This window comes from Pseudosulfitobacter pseudonitzschiae, from assembly GCF_900129395.1.
Classification (GTDB): Bacteria; Pseudomonadota; Alphaproteobacteria; order Rhodobacterales; family Rhodobacteraceae; genus Pseudosulfitobacter; species Pseudosulfitobacter pseudonitzschiae.
On record NZ_FQVP01000005.1, the window covers coordinates 71,275 to 87,650 of the forward strand.

Genomic DNA, 16,376 nt, shown 5'->3' on the forward strand with positions numbered 1-16,376 from the left:
TCAGCCTTTGTGCTTGAGCACGCGGCACAAACAGCCGTCCCTGCGCAGGGTGGCGCAGATTTTTTCTGCGTCCTCCTTCGTGTCCCGCCCGATCCGCCCCAGATGATAGGGCGGCTGGCCGCGCACGCGGTTCGGGACGGTGACATATTCCACGGTTTCGCGCGCAACGCGGCTGCTGCACTGTGCGGTCAGCCGTTTCACATTGGCCTGTGCCTGTGCGCGTGTCTTGCCATAGGCCAGCTGCGCGCTCCACGGTTTCTGGGGTGATTTCAACGGTGTTATCCGCCGATCCTTGGCCAGTGCCAGACAGGCGGGCATAAAGGGCAGGGCGGCATCCAGACGGAAATCATGGGTGTCGGGCGGGTCATCGCGCCACTGCTCGGCGCCCAGGCCGGTGATAATACGTACATATTCCCAGGTTTCCTGTACCAGACCCTTGTCCTCTTGGGTAAAGCCGTCAGCACGCCGTTCACCGCCATTGTAAGCCACCGCCGCCAGTCCCGGGTTGCCATAGCGGCGTTGCAACTCGCCCAGGTAATGCGCCGACCGTTCCATCGCCTCGGCGGGATTGAACGCATCGGAAAGCCCGCGCAGCGCCGCCGTGGCGGGCATGAACTGTGCGATGCCCTGCGCGCCTGCGGGGCTGATTGCATGGGGATCAAAGCGGCTTTCCTGCCACAACAGCCGCGCGAAAAAGCCCGCGTCCAGCCCGTGCCGACGTGCGGCGTCTTCGATCAGCTGGCAGGTGTCAAAGGCGAAAAACTGCGGCCGGATACAGTTGATCGAGCCCAACGTGCCATCGCTGCACAGGGTGCCGGGTTGTGCATTTTCCGCCACGGCGCCCACCGGCATCAGACACACCATCAGTGCCATGCAGATCGCTTTCAGGCCGCTTCGGTTCATACTGGCCCTTTTCATAACCCTCTGCGCGTACTAGCTAAGGTTTAAACCATTTATCGGGGCATCATGGCGTTTTTCAAGAAACTCAAGGACCGCATGTTCAAATCCTCGTCAAAAATTGACGAGGGGCTGGAGGCGATTGTCGAAGACGGGGGCGAGGTCAGCGCCGCAGAACCGGAGCTGCCGCAACCCTCGGACCCGACACCTGCGCCGGAACCGGCACCCACGCCGGAGCCTGAACAGGTGCCCGCACCGGCACCCGAAGAGGTGCCTGAACCGGATCTGCCCTCTGACCCGATCCCGGCGCCCGATCCTGCGCCAACGCCGGAGCCGACACCGATCCCGGCACCGCAGCCGGACCTGCCGCCCGAGCCGACGCCGGAAATCCCGCAGACGCCCGAACCGCAGCCCACGCCCGAACCCGATCCCGTTCCGGCCCCCGAACCGGATTTGCCGCCATCGCCGACGCCCGGACCGGGTCCGGCAACCATGGCTGTCGATACGCTGATGGAAACGCCTGCTGCGGCCACCGCAGAACTGCCGCGCGCGGCTGATCCGGGCCAGCAAGAGGCGGACAACCGGCCCGCGTCGGGTGGCCTGTTGAACCGTCTGTTCAAACGCAGCCCCGCAGCCCAGCCCGTCGTGCGCCGCGTGCTGGATGACGACATGCTGGAACAGCTCGAAGAGTTGCTGATCTCCACCGATATGGGGGTCGACACCGCCCTGCGCGTCACCGCCAACATGGCCGAAGGGCGCATGGGGCGAAAGCTGTCGGTGGGCGAGATCAAGAACCTGATGGCGACCGAGATTGCCCGCATCATGGAACCGGTGGCGCGGCCTTTGCCGATCTACCCCAAGACACCGCAGGTGGTGCTGGTGGTTGGCGTCAACGGGTCGGGCAAGACGACGACCATTGGGAAGCTGGCCAGCCAGTTCCGCGCGGCGGGCAAGAACGTGGTGATCGCTGCCGGTGATACGTTCCGCGCCGCTGCGGTCGAACAATTGCAGGTCTGGGGCGAACGTGCGGGCGTGCCGGTGATGACAGCGCCCGAAGGGTCCGATCCCGCCAGCCTCGCCTTTGAGGCGATGACCAAGGCGCAGCAGGACGGGGCCGACCTGTTGATGATCGACACCGCAGGCCGCTTGCAAAACCGCGCCGACCTGATGGAGGAACTGGCCAAGATCGTTCGCGTCATCCGCAAGAAAGACCCCAGCGCGCCGCACAACACGCTGTTGGTGCTGGACGCGACCACGGGGCAGAACGCGCTGAATCAGGTCAAGATTTTCCAGGAAGTTGCCGATGTCTCGGGTCTGGTGATGACCAAACTGGACGGCACCGCCAAGGGCGGCGTGCTGGTGGCGCTGGCGGATAAATTCGGCCTGCCGATCCATGCCATTGGCGTGGGCGAACAGATCGACGACCTTGATGCCTTTGATCCCGAAGATTTTGCCCGTGCCCTGACCGGTGCGGATGTCTGACACGGCAACGCGATCAAGGGCAAAACCTCTTGCGGCTGCCCGCGTTCCGCGTCACTGGCTGTGTCATGATTTCTGATTTCCGACCCGCTCATTCTTCTCTGGTGCTGATCGATCCTTGGGGGGCGGCCACAGGCCGGAGCGCATGCACCCCGCTGTGCGGGCGTCGCCCATGACCGACTGGCTTTTGGCAATCGAGGGCACCGAAGCGGGGCACCGGCTGGCGCTGATCCTTGCGTTGTCAGCAGCGTTCCTGCACGCGGTCTTTGGCGCGATGCAAAAGGGGCGGCACGATCCCTGGCTGACACGGGGTGCGATTGATTTCAGCTATGGCCTGATGGCGGCCCCCTTTGCGCTGTTCGTGGTGCCCTGGCCCGAGGCGCATATGTGGCCGATCTTCTTCGGGGCCTGGGCGATTCACACTGTTTACAAGCTTTTGCAGGCCTGGGCCTATACCAAGGGCGCCTATACGGTTGTGTATCCCGTGGTGCGCGGCACCGGTCCGCTTTTTGCGGTCATCGGCGCCTATCTGATCTTTAACGAAGTGTTCACCTGGGTGCAGTGGACCGGCGTCGGGGTGCTGTTGTGCGGCATCTTCGGGCTGGCGATTTACAACCTGCGCACCCTGACGGCGGCGCGGGATACGTTGAACATGGCGCTGGGGCTGGCGGTGCTGACGGGCCTGTTTGTGGCGCTTTACACCACCTACGACGCCTATGGCATCCGCGCGACCGAAAACCCGTTCACTTTTCTGGCATGGTTTTTCATGATCGACGCGCTGTCGATGCCGCCGATTGCCTATATGCGCTGGCGTGCGATGCCGGACCGGCCTGCCGTGGCTCCGCTGATGCGGCGCGGCGTGTTGGGTGGGCTGGTGGCGTTTCTCAGTTTTGGCTCTATCATGATGGCCACGCGGCTGGACAAGGTTGGCGAAGCTGCCGTGTTGCGTGAAACCTCGACGGTATTTGCCGCCTTTATCGGCTGGCTGGTGCTGAAAGAAACCGTAGGCCCCCGCCGCATCGCGCTGATGGCGCTGATTGCTTTGGGTGCCGTGATTGTAGAGATGGGCGGATGACCAAGGACATTCCTGTGACAGACAAACGCGAGATCAACCCGTTCCTGAAATCGGCGCTGGATTTCGGCCCGATCCTTGTGTTCTTCGTGGCGTACCTGATGTTGAAAGACCGCGTCTTTACCATCGGCGGCACCGATTATGACGGTTTTATCGTCGTGACGGCGGCGTTCATTCCGCTGCTGATCGCCTCGACCGGCGCGCTTTGGTATCTGACCGGTCAGTTGAGCCGGATGCAGGTGGCGACGCTGGTGCTGGTGGTGATATTTGGGGGGCTGTCGGTCTGGCTGAACGACGACCGTTTCTTCAAGATGAAGCCGACGATGATCTACCTGCTGTTCGGCGGTTTGCTGGGCTTTGGCCTGCTGCGCGGCACATCCTATCTGAAATACGTAATGGAAGGGATGATGCCCCTGCAGGATGCAGGCTGGATGATCCTGACCAAGCGGCTGATGCTGTTCTTTTTCGGGCTGGCGGTGCTGAACGAGGTGATCTGGCGCACGCAAAGCACCGAAACATGGGTGTATTTCAAGACTTTTGGGCTGTCGATCGCGGTGTTCGCGTTCTTTCTGAGCCAGGGCAAGCTGTTCCAGACCTACGGGACCGAAGAGGCCAAGGACGACACGACACCGGACTGATCCGCGGCGGGATGGCGATTTGATGCCTCCGGCGGGAAAACCAGCGCCAGAAGAAAGCGGTCGCCTTGGTCAGGTGGCCGCTTTTTGCCATCCGGGCAGAGGCAGGCGCCAGCGTGTCCGGCTGGTCGGCAGGGGAGCTTGCAAGGCGCTGAGCGGCACGCGGGCGGGATCACGCAGCAAACGGTTGTAGAAGCCAAGCGCGCCGGGGCGGGTGTAGCCTGACCAGTGACAGATGCGCGCTGCGGGCGGGGCGATCTGCGCGCCGTAGCGTTGCAGCCAGTCCAGCGTGCGTGGGCAGTCCAGGCGCAGGGTGGTCGCGTTGCCTGCCTGCAAACGCGCACCGATCACACGGTCGCGGCGGCGCGGCGGGGTCACCAGACGTTCGTACATCAGATCGAACAATGCATTCTCGCGGCTGGCCACGTTGATCCATTCCAGCGCGCGCCCGGCAGGTGTCTGCAAGGCCTCATCTGCGGTGCTGTTATAGCTGGCCGGGACCATCGTCAGCATCCGCGTCACGGCACCGCGCGGCAGCACGTGAAGTGCTGCCAGGGCCACTTCGGCCCCCATGGAATGGGACATCAGGTGGATGGGGCGATGGGGCGCGGCGTGGTGCAGGATGCGCAGGACCCGGCCCAGTTGGGCACCTGATGCCCGCGCACGGCGTGCCGCGCGCCAGACCGGACCGCGCGCATTCCAGCCAAACCCCAGCGCCAGACCTTCGTCAGGGTCGCCCATGCCAAAGCCCATCTGCCGCAGCCACGCGCCATCGCGGCGCAGCAGGGTGCGGTGGGGGCAATGGTTGGGCAGTTCCGGGTTGTAGCTGTATCCGTGGATCATCACGATGATCGGCCCGGTGCCGCGTGCCGCGGACATCAACGCAGGGCGCAGAGGGCCATTTGTGAGGTGCAGACAGGGGCCGTGGGGGGCGGCGTTCACTCTGAGGACGGGCAAGAGCTTCTCCTTGCAACGTTTCGGTGCTGTTCGCGGAACCTCTAGGCAATCTATGTAAACTTTACATGACCCCGACGCGTGGTGTTGACGCTGGCGGGACAAGGGCCTATCCGTGTCGCCGTGGCGATTTGTTACCGGATTGCGGGCCACGTTAAATAATCCCGCTAAAAGGTCAGGATGAAGCCTCCCTTCGCTTGACCGCGTTTCGGGGGCTTTTTTGTGGCCAGCCCTTCCCAGGCCCGTGAGGATGACGACTATGACCGATTGGAAACCACGCACCCGCGCCGTGCACGCAGGCACCCGCCGCAGCCAGTACGGCGAGGTGAGCGAAGCGATTTTTCTGACACAGGGCTTTGTCTACGACAGCGCCGAAGCCGCCGAAGGGCGGTTCGAGGCGCTAGGCGAGGACGAGTTTATCTATGCCCGTTACGGCAACCCGACGGTTGCGATGTTCGAGGACCGCATCGCCTCGCTGGAAGGGGCCGAAGCGGCCTTTGCCACGGCATCGGGGATGGCTGCGGTCAGCGGTGCGCTGATGTCGATGCTGAAGGCGGGCGACCGCGTGGTCGCGGCGCGGGCCTTGTTCGGGTCGTGTCTGTACGTGCTGGAAGAGATCCTGGGCCGCTACGGGGTCGAGATCGTCCTGCTGGACGGCACCGATCTGGCCGCATGGGAACGCGAAATCACGCCCGAGACGGATGTGGTGTTCTTTGAAAGCGTGTCGAACCCGACGCTTGAGGTGGTCGACATCGCCGCTGTGGCCAAGCTGGCCCACGCGCAGAACGCCAAGGTTGTGATCGACAACGTCTTTGCCTCGCCGGTCTACAGCCGTGCGTTTGAACAGGGCGCGGACGTGGTGATTTACTCCGCGACCAAGCACATCGACGGGCAGGGGCGCGCCATGGGCGGTGTGATCCTGGGGTCGGAAGAGTACATTCGCAAGACTGTTGAGCCCTTTCTGAAACACACTGGTCCTGCGCTGTCGCCGTTCAGCGCGTGGATCATGTTGAAAGGCCTGGAAACCATTGACCTGCGTGTGCGCGCCCAGACCGCCACCGCCGAAGCCCTGGCCGAAGCCTTGGTGGGACACCCGAAGCTGGCGCGCGCGGTCTATCCGGGGCATCCGTCCCATGCGCAACACGACTTGTGTATGCGTCAGATGGGCAAGGGTGGCACGCTGCTGGCTCTGGACCTTGCGGGCGGCAAGGAGGCGGCGTTCCGCTTTCTCAATGCGTTGAAGGTCGGGGTGATTTCCAACAACCTGGGCGACGCCAAATCGATCCTGACCCATCCTGCCACCACCACCCACCAACGTCTGCCGCAGGATCAAAAAGATCTGCTGGGCATCACACCCGGCCTGGTGCGTGTTTCCGTCGGACTGGAAGACCCGGCCGATCTGATTGCGGATGTGTTGCAGGCCCTTGATCAGGCCTAAGCCTTGGTAAAAGCGCCCGAAGCTGCGGTTTCGGGCGCTTTTTCGTCGTAGATGTCCTAGAAAAATTCAAGGTTGCGCATGATTTATGGCGAGATTTTGAACCGATACGCAAAGCCGCACGTATCCTTCACAGACATTGGCAAACATCGGTTGCACACCTATGTAGTGTGTGGATCGATAGACAAAGGGGGGCCACTGCATGAATATTCATACGCCCGATATCCAACAAATACCCGAACGTGATGACGCCGCTGCGGCGCTGGATGTGCTGCGCCGTTGGGCGAAATCAGCCACACCCACCGAAATTCTGGAACTGGACGCTTCTGTGGCGCGCCTGTTGCCGGGGGATTCCGGCGTGGATTATCCTGCCTTTTCGCGCAGTTATCCCGAAGGGTTCGAGGTCGATGAAAGCTATAAGGCGACGCTGCCCGACCTGCAAAACGGGCCGTCCAGCCTGATCAAGGGCGCGCACCAGCAAATCCAGCATGTCGGCATCTCGAACTTCCGCCTGCCGATCCGTTACCGCAGCCGCAACACCGAGACGCCGCTGTTGCTGGAAACATCTGTTACCGGCACTGTCAGCCTTGAGGCGGACAAGAAGGGCATCAACATGAGCCGCATCATGCGGTCCTTCTATACCCATGCCGAACGAACCTTCAGCTTCGAGGTGATCGAGGCGGCGCTGGACGATTACAAGACCGACCTGGAAAGCTTTGACGCTCGCATCCAGATGCGGTTTTCCTTCCCGATCAAGGTGGAAAGCCTGCGGTCCGGCCTGTCAGGCTACCAATACTACGACATCGCGTTGGAATTGGTCGAACACAACGGGGTGCGCAAGAAGATCGTGCATCTGGATTACGTCTATTCGTCCACATGTCCCTGCTCGCTGGAACTCAGCGAACATGCCCGTGCCACCCGTGGACAACTGGCGACCCCGCATTCGCAACGCTCGGTTGCGCGGATTTCGGTTGTGCTGGACTGTGACGCGGGACCGCTGTGGTTCGAGGACCTGATTGACGCCTGCCGCCGTGCCGTGCCGACCGAGACGCAGGTGATGGTGAAACGCGAGGATGAACAGGCCTTTGCCGAACTGAACGCGGCCAACCCGATCTTTGTCGAAGACGCGGCACGCCTGTTCTGCGAACAGCTTCTGGCGGACCACCGCGTTGGCGATTTCCGTATTGTCGCCAGCCACCAGGAAAGCCTGCACAGCCACGATGCGGTTTCGGTGCTGACCGAGGGCGAAACATTTGCCGCCGACAGCCTGGACCCGCGCCTGTTCCAGTCGTTGTTCCACATCGGTTAAAGCGCTGGTTTACCCCTGCTACGCTGCGGTGCGGCGGGGGTAAAGCAGGCTATTTGCACAATAAATAAGCGAAAGCATATTCGAAATGCTGCAATGCAGCTATGCAATATCGTCGGTGGTAGGTCAGCCGGACATACCTATATGGTGGTCTACAGGAGGAGCGTTTCACTCTCCAAACCAAAAAGGCAGATCATCATGGCTACCCAAACCGCCACTCACATTTCCAACGCACCGGTCGCAAGCTTTTTCGCGGGCATCGGCTCGGTTCTTTCGCGCGTCTTCACTGCATTGATCGAAGCCGGTCAGAAATCGCGCAGCATGGAAGCGCGTATGCACCTGATCGAACGTCTGAACGCGATGTCCGACGCACAGCTGGCAGAGCTGAAAATCGAACGCGATAACATTCCCGCGTACGTGTTTCGCGATCTCTATTACGTCTAAGTGCGAAATGATGCTGGGCTGCGCCTGAGACTGCCTTGACAGTCGGCGCGGCCCGCGCCAACGCTGGCGAAATGTTAGACCTGCGCCCCGTTGGATATGTCATCGGACTTTTGGTTACCGCTCTTGGGCTGACCATGATTGTCCCGATGCTGGTTGATCTTGCCGAGGGCAGGGAACACTGGCCGGTTTTTGTTGAATCCGGTCTGATCACCATTCTGGCAGGCGGCGTTATGGCGCTGAGCTGTTCCAATGGTGTCCGAGAAGGTCTGACGATCCAGCAAACATTCCTGCTGACCACCGGTGTGTGGTTGATGCTGCCGATCTTTGGCGCGCTGCCCTTCGTGCTGGGCGCGACCGAGGCGCGCTATGTCGATGCGTTTTTCGAGGCGATGTCGGGGCTGACCACCACTGGGTCCACTGTTTTTACCGGCCTTGATAACCTGCCCAAGGGGCTGTTGTTGTGGCGCGGTATCCTGCAATGGCTGGGCGGTATCGGCATCATTGTTGTGGCCATGGTGTTCCTGCCCGAACTGCGTGTCGGCGGCATGCAGATTTTCCGGTCCGAAGCCTTTGAGACCATGGGCAAGATCCTGCCCCGTGCCACACAGATCGCCAGCCAGATTTCAGGCATTTACATCGCGATCACCCTGGCCTGTGCGCTGGTCTACCTGATCCTGGGGATGAACGTCTTTGACGCCACGGTCCACGCGCTCACCACGGTGTCCACCGGGGGCTTTGCGAACTATGATTCTTCCTTTGGCGGCTTTGTCGGGGCCAAGGAATATGCTGCTTCTTTCTTCATGATCCTCGCGGCATTGCCGTTCGTGCGCTATGTTCAGATGATCAACGGCAACACCACGGCGATCTGGCGCGATACGCAGGTGCACGCGTTTCTGGGCACCATCGCGGTCATTGTCGGGGTCAGCGCCTTTACCCTGACCTATATTTTCCCACACAGCGTCGAACGGGCGGTGCGCGAGGCGCTGTTCAACGTCGTGTCGGTCATGTCGGGCACCGGCTTTTCCAGCGTGGACTATATGGCGTGGGGGCCGTTCCTGATCGCGATTTTCTTCTTCGCGGGCCTGATCGGCGGTTGCGCGGGATCGACGGCCTGTTCGGTCAAGATCTTCCGCTACCAGATCCTGTTTTCTTCGATCCGCGCGCAATTGCGCAAGACCCGCAGCCCCCACGGTATCTTTACCCCGCGCTATGATGGCCGGGCGGTGGATGCCGACGTGCTTGGCTCGGTCATGTCGTTCTTTGTTTTCTTTATCGTGTCGCTGGGATTGCTGTCCGTTGCGTTGGGCATGACGGGGCTGGATTTCGTAACCTCCTTGTCGGGGGCGGCCACGGCATTGGCCAACATCGGGCCCGGTCTGGGCGACACGATCGGACCGGCGGGCAACTTTGGCCCGCTGAACGACACGGCGAAATGGTTGCTTGCGGGGGGGATGCTGGTAGGACGGCTCGAACTGATGGTGGTCTATGCCATCGTGACCGTGCAATTCTGGAGAGCCTGATGAAACGACCCCTTGGAGCCCAAATTTCCCACATGCTGAAGGCGCGCGGGGTCGATACGATCTTTGGCATACCTGGCGTGCACAATCAGGAAATGTACCGCGGCATCGAAGAGGCGGGGATCACCCATGTTCTGGCTCGGCACGAACAGGGCGCGGGGTTCATGGCCGACGGCTATGCGCGCGCTTCGGGCAAGCCGGGGGTGGCTTATGTGATCACCGGGCCGGGGCTGTGCAACATCATGACGCCCATGGGACAGGCCTACTCTGATTCCGTGCCGGTGCTGGTGGTGTCGTCCTGTCTGGACGAGGTCGAGGGGATCAAGGGTCAGTTGCACCAGATGAAAGACCAACGCGCGGCGGCGGCGACCGTATGCGACTGGTCCGCCGAGGCGCGCACGGCCGATGCGGCCTATACGCTGATTGACCGTGCCCTGACCGAATTTACGGCACAGCGACCGCGTCCAAAGCATATTCAGGTGCCGATTGCCGTCCTTGAGGCGTCAGCAGACGCAGCACCCGCGCCGCGCCCCTATACGGCGCCCAGCCTGCCGCAAATGGGCGATGCGCTGGACCGTATCCTGAGCGCCGAGCGGCTGTTGTTCGTGTTTGGCGGCGGGGCGTGCGTTGGTGCCGATGTGACCCGCAAGGCGCTGAAAGCCTTGGGCGCTGCCTCTTTCACCACCTACGCCGGACGCGGGATTGTGGGCACGGATGATCCGCTGCATTACGGCGCGGCCCTGTCGCAGCCCTCCAGCGCAGATGTGATCGGTTCGGCGGATGTGGTCGTTGTCGTCGGCTCGGAACTGGCCGAGGTTGACCTGTGGCGCGCGCATCTGGGGCACCAGAGCCTGCTGGTGCGCGTCGACATTGACCCGCAGGCCTTTACCAACACGGATGCGGGTGTCTTGAACATCCTGTGCGATGGTCCGCTGCTGATGCGTGCCTTGCTGGAACGGGCCGAGGCGTTGGGCAAGACCACCTCGGGCTGGACCGCCGAGGAGGTTGCAAAATCGCGGAAGGCCTGGCGCGCCGACAGCGATGCCCCACGCCCTGGAATCGCACCGCTGTGCGATGCCCTGCGTGCGGTGTTGCCCGAAGATACGATGATCTATTCAGACATGACGCAATTTGCCTATGTGGCCATGGATGTCTGGCCGATGACCAAGCCCGGTCACTGGCACCACCCATATGGCTTTGGCACGCTGGGCTATGCCACCCCCGCCGCCATCGGCGGTGCCATCGCGCGGCCGGGCAAGCCCACGCTGGCGATCATTGGCGACTATGGCTTTCACTACACGATGCAGGAGCTGGGCGTGGCCGTCGAACTGGGGCTGCCGCTGCCGATCATCCTGTGGGACAACGGCAAGCTGAAAGAGATCGAAGACAGCATGACCCGCGCCCAGATTGCCCCCAATGCGGTGATCGCGCGCAATCCCGATTTCTGCAAGCTGGCCGAAGCCTTTGGCGCATATGCTGCGGCACCCAAAACCATCAAGCAGATGCAGGAGGCTGTCTTGGGTGCCTTCGAGGCAGATGGCCCCACGCTGATCTACCTCACGCCGGACATCACAGACTAGACCGGCCACTTCACTGGTTCAAAATGCTCTTCTCGAGAGCCAGGCCAGCCTTGCAGCCTGCCCCCGAGATAAGGCGTGAATAGAAACGGGCGGCACCCTTGGTCCCGCCCGTATGCCTGTCACAGCTACTGTTTACTGCTTTTGCCTCGTTACCCTATGCCAGGCCCGCGCCGCCCCGCGGGGCCGCGCGTTTTGACGTGGTTATTTCAAGATTTTCCCATGTGCGCGATAAATGCCGCCCCAGGTGTTGCCCGCAATATAGGTGGGGCAGCCGGGTTTGGCGGTGTTGATGATCAGGAACCACATCGTCTCGCCGGGGCGACCGGCGCGGGAATATTCACAGCCCAGCGGATTGGTCCACCATTGCCCTTGATGGTTTACGGGCGGCGTTGCCACGGTGGCGGCCGCCTGCGAAACGCCAAGGACGGTTGCGCCCAAAGCCAGCACACTCAGAATTTTCGGTATCATGGTCCACTCCATTTTGATCGACATTCACGTGCCCCCACGCTTGATCGTCAAAATGATGGACAGCCCTTAACAGGCGGCTAACGCGGCACCGGGGAGTGCCGCGCATTTGTTTCAATCCGCAAAGGGTTCAGTCCCAGCAGCTGACCAGAACGGTCATGCCCACGGCAGTCTGGGTGATGTCCTCGGGTTCCGAAGGGCCGGTTTCGGCGGCGGCCTTGATGCTTACACCTGCGCTGGCCAGAACCTGGCGGATCACGTTTGTATCTGCGGCAAAGACGACCTCGTCGGGCAGGGCGCGCGACCCTCCGGGTTTGGGCAGCAACATGCCCATGACCGATCCCATGGCGTCGAAGACCGGACCGCCCGCGTCGCCGGGCAGGGTGGTCATGGCCAGACGGTAAACGCCGGTTTCACCCTGCAAGCCACGCACATCGGCCAGTTTGCCGAAGGTCATGCTGGGGGCACTCAGGACACCGTCATAGCTGTAACCTGCGACCGCCACTTCGGATTGCAGGCGCGGCGCACCTGTGCTGAAGCGTGCGACCGACAGCGGGGCCAGCGGTTCTTGCGGGCGCAGCACGGCGATGCCGGATGCGGCGTCATCGGCCACCACGTCGGCGTCATATTCGTCGTCGATGGTCAGCCGGGTGCAGGACTGGACCGCCTCGGAGGTGGTCATCACCAGTCCGGCGCTGTCCACGTAAAAACCCGAGCGTGCGATGCGCGGCTTGCGCACGTCCAGTCCGGCCACAAGATCAACCGCCTGTTCGCTGGGGTCACCCGCCGCGGGGTCAAGCGCGGCCTCGAGGCGGATAAAGCTCTTGTCCATCTCACCAATCAGGCGGCGGCGGCGTTCTTCATCGCCTGCGGGCCAGATCAGGGTAAAGCCCTTGATCTTGCCGTCCTGCAAGGTGGCGCGGGTTTCCGACACCATGGTGCCGTTTTCTCCGATCAGTACAAAGTCCTTGTCGCTGCGTTCGCGCGGCCCTTCCAGCGGCACGATTTCCAGCGTCTGCATGATGTCATAGAGGCCATACAGCGTATCCCGATCGCCGCGCTGGCTGATCAACAGCACCTTGGCCGGAATGTCGCCGGTGGCGTCATAATGGGCGAAGGGCGGCTCGTAGCGGTCAAAGGCCACCACGCCGGTGGGGATCATCATCTCGATGCCGGCCTGCGCGTCCAAAACACGTTCCAGGCCCAGCCCGTCCAACACCGCGTTGTACTGGTTTTTCAGTGTCTCGCGTTGCAGGGTGGTCAGGATACCGGTCACATCGAATGCGTTGGCTTCCTGCCAGGCGGCCATCGAATTGCGCGTGCCACGGCCAAAAGCGCCGTCGATGGCCGCGTCATAGAAACCGGCCCATTTCAGCATCACTTGCAGATCCATCCGTTCTTCGCGGGTCAGCAGTTGTTCGCTGCGGCGCGCTTCGGTCGGGGTTTCGTCCGCGGGTTCAGGTTCGGGCAGCGGGGCGGCTTCGGCCTCGGTTGCAGCCTCGGGTGTCGCTTCTGTCGTGGCCACCTGCGTGTCGGCCGGTGCGGCGGGCTCCTCGGCTGCGACGTCGGGGGCGTCGATCACGCCCTGGTTCAGCACGTTCGCACCCAAGGGCCAGAACTGTTGCCGGTAATCCGAAGTTTCAGCGATGTAGGCGTCGCGCGGGATCAGACCATCGGCGCGGTAGACGCGCAGCACCTGTTCTGCATCATCGCGCGCGTAGGGACCCAGCGCGATACCGTACCATCCGCCACCCAGGGCAAAGCCGTTCACGTCATCGATCGACCCGGCATAGATGCGGGCGCGGGCCGTTGCGGTGGCCAGGCTGGGGTGCGCTTCGATCTGCACCCAAACGACCTCTTGCGCGGACTGAGCCGCCGCAGGCGTCGTCGCCACTCCTGCCGCCAACCCTGACATCCCTGTTGCCAGCATTGCCGCAACCACCATCTTGCGCATCATTTTAACCAGAACTCCTGCTCGGAAATTATTTGGCACAATTAAGCAGGATTTCGCCGCATTGGCCATATGGTCACACGGGGAATTCATCGGATCAGGCATCTATTATCGCGATTTGCAGCCGGAATTTATCCTGCATCTCCCTGTGGCCTGCGACAAAGCCGCGATTGACCATTGTCGGGGGGCTGCGTAGGTAAGGCGCGCACGAAACTGGAAAGCGTATCCCCCATGTCCGACACGTCCACAGCTCCCCGTTCGTTTCAGGAAATCATCCTGCGGCTTCAGACCTATTGGGCGTCCAAAGGCTGCGCCATCCTGCAACCCTATGACATGGAAGTGGGTGCGGGCACATTCCACCCGGCAACCACCCTGCGGTCGCTGGGCGCACAGCCATGGGCCGCGGCATACGTTCAACCCTCGCGCCGTCCCACCGACGGGCGTTATGGCGAGAACCCGAACCGTTTGCAGCACTACTATCAGTACCAGGTGCTGATCAAACCCAGCCCGCCCGATCTGCAAGAGCTGTACCTTGGCAGCCTGCAAGCCATCGGCATCGACGCCAGCCTGCACGACATCCGCTTTGTCGAGGACGACTGGGAAAGCCCGACGCTGGGCGCTTGGGGGCTGGGCTGGGAAGTCTGGTGCGACGGCATGGAAGTGTCGCAGTTCACCTATTTCCAGCAGGTCGGGGGCCACGACTGCAGCCCCGTCTCGGGCGAGCTGACCTATGGTCTGGAACGTCTGGCGATGTATGTTCTGGCGGTCGATCACGTGATGGACATGCCGTTCAACGATCCGCAATCGCCGATCCCGCTGACCTATGGCGACGTGTTCAAGCAAACCGAAGAAGAATACGCCCGCTGGAATTTCGACGTGGCCAACACCGAGGTGCTGCTGCGCCATTTCGAAGAGGCCGAAGCCGAGTGCAAGGCGATCCTTGACCAAGCGCACGACGACCCCAAGACCGGAAAACGCATCGTCATGGCGCACCCCGCCTATGATCAGGCGATCAAGGCCAGCCACATCTTCAACCTGCTGGACGCGCGCGGCGTGATCTCGGTCACTGAACGCCAGGCCTATATCGGCCGCGTGCGCGCCCTGACCAAAGCCTGTGCCGATGCCTTTGTGCAGACACGGGCAGGGGGCTGGACCCCGGAAGCGGTCGCATGACCGGCAAGATACTGGCGGCATTGATCGTGATCATGGCACTCATTGCAGGCGCAGGTATGTATTACCTGCAGGTTTACGGCTTTTACGACGAGGTGACGCTGGAAGAGGTCAACCTGGTCTCGGTGGTCTCGGACCAGCCCGAGCCGATCCCGTTCACTGATTTTCAGGCCATCGACGCCAACAGCTCGCCCATCCGCTACCGGGCCTGTTTCCACACCGATATGTCGCTGGCCACGCTGACAGAAACCTTTGTCGGTCTGGACAAGGCCGAGCCGCGCAATGCGCCGGGCTGGTTTGACTGTTTCGACGCCGCCGCTATCGGAGCCGAGCTTGAGGCAGGCACCGCGTTGCCGTTTCTGTCGCAAAAGAACGTGCACTATGGCGTCGACCGGATCGTGGCGATCACGCAGGACGGGCGCGGTTATATCTGGCACGAGCTGAACGATTGCGGTGACAAGGCCTATGACGGCACAGTTGTGGGCGAGGAATGTCCCGAACGGCCTGCCGCGGATTGAACCATTTCACGACCCTGTGAGTTGTCCTTTGTATCGCATGAAGGATTAGCCAGATGGCCGACGCCGCACACCAGGGCACAAAGTGGATCATGCGCGCGGGCTACGGCGCGCGCGGGGTGATTTACATTATCGTTGGAGGCTTGGCGCTGACGGCGGCCCTGCGCGGCGGTGATGCCAAGGGCACCAAGGACGCCCTCGCAACCCTTCAGAACGAACCCATGGGGCTGACAACGCTTTGGTGTATCGCAGCAGGGCTTGGGGCCTATATGATCTGGCGGCTTGTCGATGCGGTTCTGGATCTCGAAGACCATGGGACCGACCTCAAGGGCATATTCGCGCGTTTTTGCACGGCTGCCACAGGTGTGATCCACGGGGCCATCGGCGTGTCGGTGGCCGGACTGGCACGCGGCGGGGCTGCGGACAGCGGCGGTGCGCGGGACTGGACCGCCCAGGTCATGCAGATGCCGATGGGGCCGTATCTGGTGGCGTTCGTGGCCGCCGTGTTCCTGGGCGCGGGCATTTACTATGCACATAAGGGGCTGACAGGATCGTATCGCACACATCTGTCAACGGCCCCCTTCACCCAGCGTGCCCAACCTGTCCTGACCTTTGGCCTTGTCGTGCACGGCGCGATGCTGGCGCTGGTGGGCGTGTCGCTGGGCTTTGCCGCATGGCACACCGATCCCTCTGACGCGGGCGGCATCGGGCAGGCGCTGGAGACGTTGCGCGCACTGGCCTGGGGCCGCTTTCTGCTGGCAGGCGCCGGTTTGGGCCTGCTGGGTTTTGCCGTCTACAATCTGGTCGAAGCGGTCTATCGGGTGATCCCGCACATCTCGGGTCCGAACGTGCCCACATTGGCCGACCAGACGGCCTGACCACGCGTCACACCGGTTTCCCTGCGCGCGCGACGATTGTTGGTGTTCCGCCTCTGGACCCTTGGCCCGAGGGGCGCT

At 62.1% G+C, this 16,376-nt stretch carries 15 protein-coding genes and 1 riboswitch; of the genes, 11 read left to right on the forward strand and 4 right to left on the reverse strand.

Annotation, left to right across the window (positions count from 1 at the left end):
• Complete coding sequence (locus tag BUC08_RS14945) at positions 1-873, reverse strand: lytic transglycosylase domain-containing protein (RefSeq protein WP_143186754.1); 873 nt, start codon at positions 871-873, stop codon at positions 1-3.
• 93 nt (positions 874-966) lie between these two features.
• Between BUC08_RS14945 and ftsY the strand changes: the two genes are divergently transcribed.
• From ftsY to BUC08_RS14960, 3 genes are all read left to right on the forward strand, one after another.
• Positions 967-2,379, forward strand: coding sequence for a signal recognition particle-docking protein FtsY (ftsY, locus tag BUC08_RS14950; RefSeq protein ID WP_037926095.1), 1,413 nt, complete (start codon positions 967-969; stop codon positions 2,377-2,379).
• A 169-nt stretch (positions 2,380-2,548) separates the two neighbouring features.
• A complete protein-coding gene (locus BUC08_RS14955; protein ID WP_037926409.1) occupies positions 2,549-3,451 on the forward strand; it encodes an EamA family transporter in 903 nt (300 codons plus the stop codon).
• A complete protein-coding gene (locus BUC08_RS14960) occupies positions 3,448-4,086 on the forward strand; it encodes an inner membrane-spanning protein YciB (protein ID WP_174861651.1) in 639 nt (212 codons plus the stop codon). Before BUC08_RS14955 ends, BUC08_RS14960 begins: the two co-directional genes overlap by 4 nt.
• A gap of 69 nt (positions 4,087-4,155) precedes the next feature.
• On the opposite strand, the gene BUC08_RS14965 is transcribed toward BUC08_RS14960, so the two are convergent.
• On the reverse strand, positions 4,156-5,040 hold the full coding sequence (locus BUC08_RS14965) for an alpha/beta hydrolase (RefSeq protein ID WP_037926093.1): 885 nt from the start codon (positions 5,038-5,040) through the stop codon (positions 4,156-4,158).
• A gap of 110 nt (positions 5,041-5,150) precedes the next feature.
• Positions 5,151-5,228: riboswitch (SAM riboswitch) on the forward strand.
• Between the two features lie 68 nt (positions 5,229-5,296).
• Here BUC08_RS14965 and metZ point away from each other — a divergent pair.
• From metZ to BUC08_RS14990, 5 genes are all read left to right on the forward strand, one after another.
• Complete coding sequence (metZ, locus tag BUC08_RS14970; RefSeq protein WP_037926090.1) at positions 5,297-6,475, forward strand: O-succinylhomoserine sulfhydrylase; 1,179 nt, start codon at positions 5,297-5,299, stop codon at positions 6,473-6,475.
• A gap of 199 nt (positions 6,476-6,674) precedes the next feature.
• The gene (gene folE2 / locus BUC08_RS14975) at positions 6,675-7,781 is read left to right on the forward strand and encodes a GTP cyclohydrolase FolE2 (RefSeq protein WP_037926087.1); all 1,107 of its coding nucleotides are present in this window, start codon (positions 6,675-6,677) and stop codon (positions 7,779-7,781) included.
• Between the two features lie 195 nt (positions 7,782-7,976).
• Positions 7,977-8,222 carry a hypothetical protein gene (locus tag BUC08_RS14980; protein WP_037926084.1) on the forward strand — a complete coding sequence of 82 codons (246 nt, stop codon included), beginning with the start codon at positions 7,977-7,979 and terminating at the stop codon, positions 8,220-8,222.
• Between the two features lie 71 nt (positions 8,223-8,293).
• Entirely contained in the window at positions 8,294-9,742 is a 1,449-nt protein-coding gene (locus BUC08_RS14985) for a TrkH family potassium uptake protein (RefSeq protein WP_051694352.1), read from the forward strand.
• The gene (locus BUC08_RS14990; RefSeq protein ID WP_073194268.1) at positions 9,742-11,319 is read left to right on the forward strand and encodes a thiamine pyrophosphate-binding protein; all 1,578 of its coding nucleotides are present in this window, start codon (positions 9,742-9,744) and stop codon (positions 11,317-11,319) included. Before BUC08_RS14985 ends, BUC08_RS14990 begins: the two co-directional genes overlap by 1 nt.
• A 201-nt stretch (positions 11,320-11,520) precedes the next feature.
• On the opposite strand, the gene BUC08_RS14995 is transcribed toward BUC08_RS14990, so the two are convergent.
• Positions 11,521-11,787, reverse strand: a complete 267-nt coding sequence (locus BUC08_RS14995) for a hypothetical protein (RefSeq protein WP_037926076.1) — start codon at positions 11,785-11,787, stop codon at positions 11,521-11,523.
• A gap of 127 nt (positions 11,788-11,914) precedes the next feature.
• On the reverse strand, positions 11,915-13,738 hold the full coding sequence (locus tag BUC08_RS15000) for a serine protease (protein ID WP_081855383.1): 1,824 nt from the start codon (positions 13,736-13,738) through the stop codon (positions 11,915-11,917).
• Positions 13,739-13,966: 228 nt separating this feature from the next.
• Between BUC08_RS15000 and BUC08_RS15005 the strand changes: the two genes are divergently transcribed.
• Genes BUC08_RS15005 through BUC08_RS15015 form a run of 3 tightly spaced genes read left to right on the forward strand, consistent with a single transcriptional unit; the run spans position 13,967 to position 16,298 of the window.
• On the forward strand, positions 13,967-14,908 hold the full coding sequence (locus BUC08_RS15005) for a glycine--tRNA ligase subunit alpha (protein WP_037926073.1): 942 nt from the start codon (positions 13,967-13,969) through the stop codon (positions 14,906-14,908).
• Positions 14,905-15,423, forward strand: coding sequence for a DUF6446 family protein (locus BUC08_RS15010; RefSeq protein ID WP_037926070.1), 519 nt, complete (start codon positions 14,905-14,907; stop codon positions 15,421-15,423). The genes BUC08_RS15005 and BUC08_RS15010 overlap by 4 nt, the downstream gene beginning before the upstream one ends.
• Positions 15,424-15,476: 53 nt before the next feature.
• Entirely contained in the window at positions 15,477-16,298 is an 822-nt protein-coding gene (locus BUC08_RS15015; RefSeq protein ID WP_037926064.1) for a DUF1206 domain-containing protein, read from the forward strand.
• Positions 16,299-16,376: the final 78 nt, after the last annotated feature.

Excerpts from the sequence above, each read along its gene's own strand:
- BUC08_RS14945 (WP_143186754.1), bottom strand. The coding sequence starts at position 873 with ATGGCACTGATGGTGTGTCTGATGCCGGTGGGCGCCGTGGCGGAAAAT.
- BUC08_RS14985 (WP_051694352.1), top strand. The coding sequence starts at position 8,294 with ATGTTAGACCTGCGCCCCGTTGGATATGTCATCGGACTTTTGGTTACC.
- BUC08_RS14980 (WP_037926084.1), top strand. The coding sequence starts at position 7,977 with ATGGCTACCCAAACCGCCACTCACATTTCCAACGCACCGGTCGCAAGC.
- BUC08_RS15015 (WP_037926064.1), top strand. The coding sequence starts at position 15,477 with ATGGCCGACGCCGCACACCAGGGCACAAAGTGGATCATGCGCGCGGGC.
- BUC08_RS15010 (WP_037926070.1), top strand. The coding sequence starts at position 14,905 with ATGACCGGCAAGATACTGGCGGCATTGATCGTGATCATGGCACTCATT.
- BUC08_RS14995 (WP_037926076.1), bottom strand. The coding sequence starts at position 11,787 with ATGATACCGAAAATTCTGAGTGTGCTGGCTTTGGGCGCAACCGTCCTT.
- BUC08_RS14960 (WP_174861651.1), top strand. The coding sequence starts at position 3,448 with ATGACCAAGGACATTCCTGTGACAGACAAACGCGAGATCAACCCGTTC.
- ftsY (WP_037926095.1), top strand. The coding sequence starts at position 967 with ATGGCGTTTTTCAAGAAACTCAAGGACCGCATGTTCAAATCCTCGTCA.
- BUC08_RS15000 (WP_081855383.1), bottom strand. The coding sequence starts at position 13,738 with ATGCGCAAGATGGTGGTTGCGGCAATGCTGGCAACAGGGATGTCAGGG.
- metZ (WP_037926090.1), top strand. The coding sequence starts at position 5,297 with ATGACCGATTGGAAACCACGCACCCGCGCCGTGCACGCAGGCACCCGC.
- BUC08_RS14955 (WP_037926409.1), top strand. The coding sequence starts at position 2,549 with ATGACCGACTGGCTTTTGGCAATCGAGGGCACCGAAGCGGGGCACCGG.
- BUC08_RS15005 (WP_037926073.1), top strand. The coding sequence starts at position 13,967 with ATGTCCGACACGTCCACAGCTCCCCGTTCGTTTCAGGAAATCATCCTG.
- BUC08_RS14990 (WP_073194268.1), top strand. The coding sequence starts at position 9,742 with ATGAAACGACCCCTTGGAGCCCAAATTTCCCACATGCTGAAGGCGCGC.
- folE2 (WP_037926087.1), top strand. The coding sequence starts at position 6,675 with ATGAATATTCATACGCCCGATATCCAACAAATACCCGAACGTGATGAC.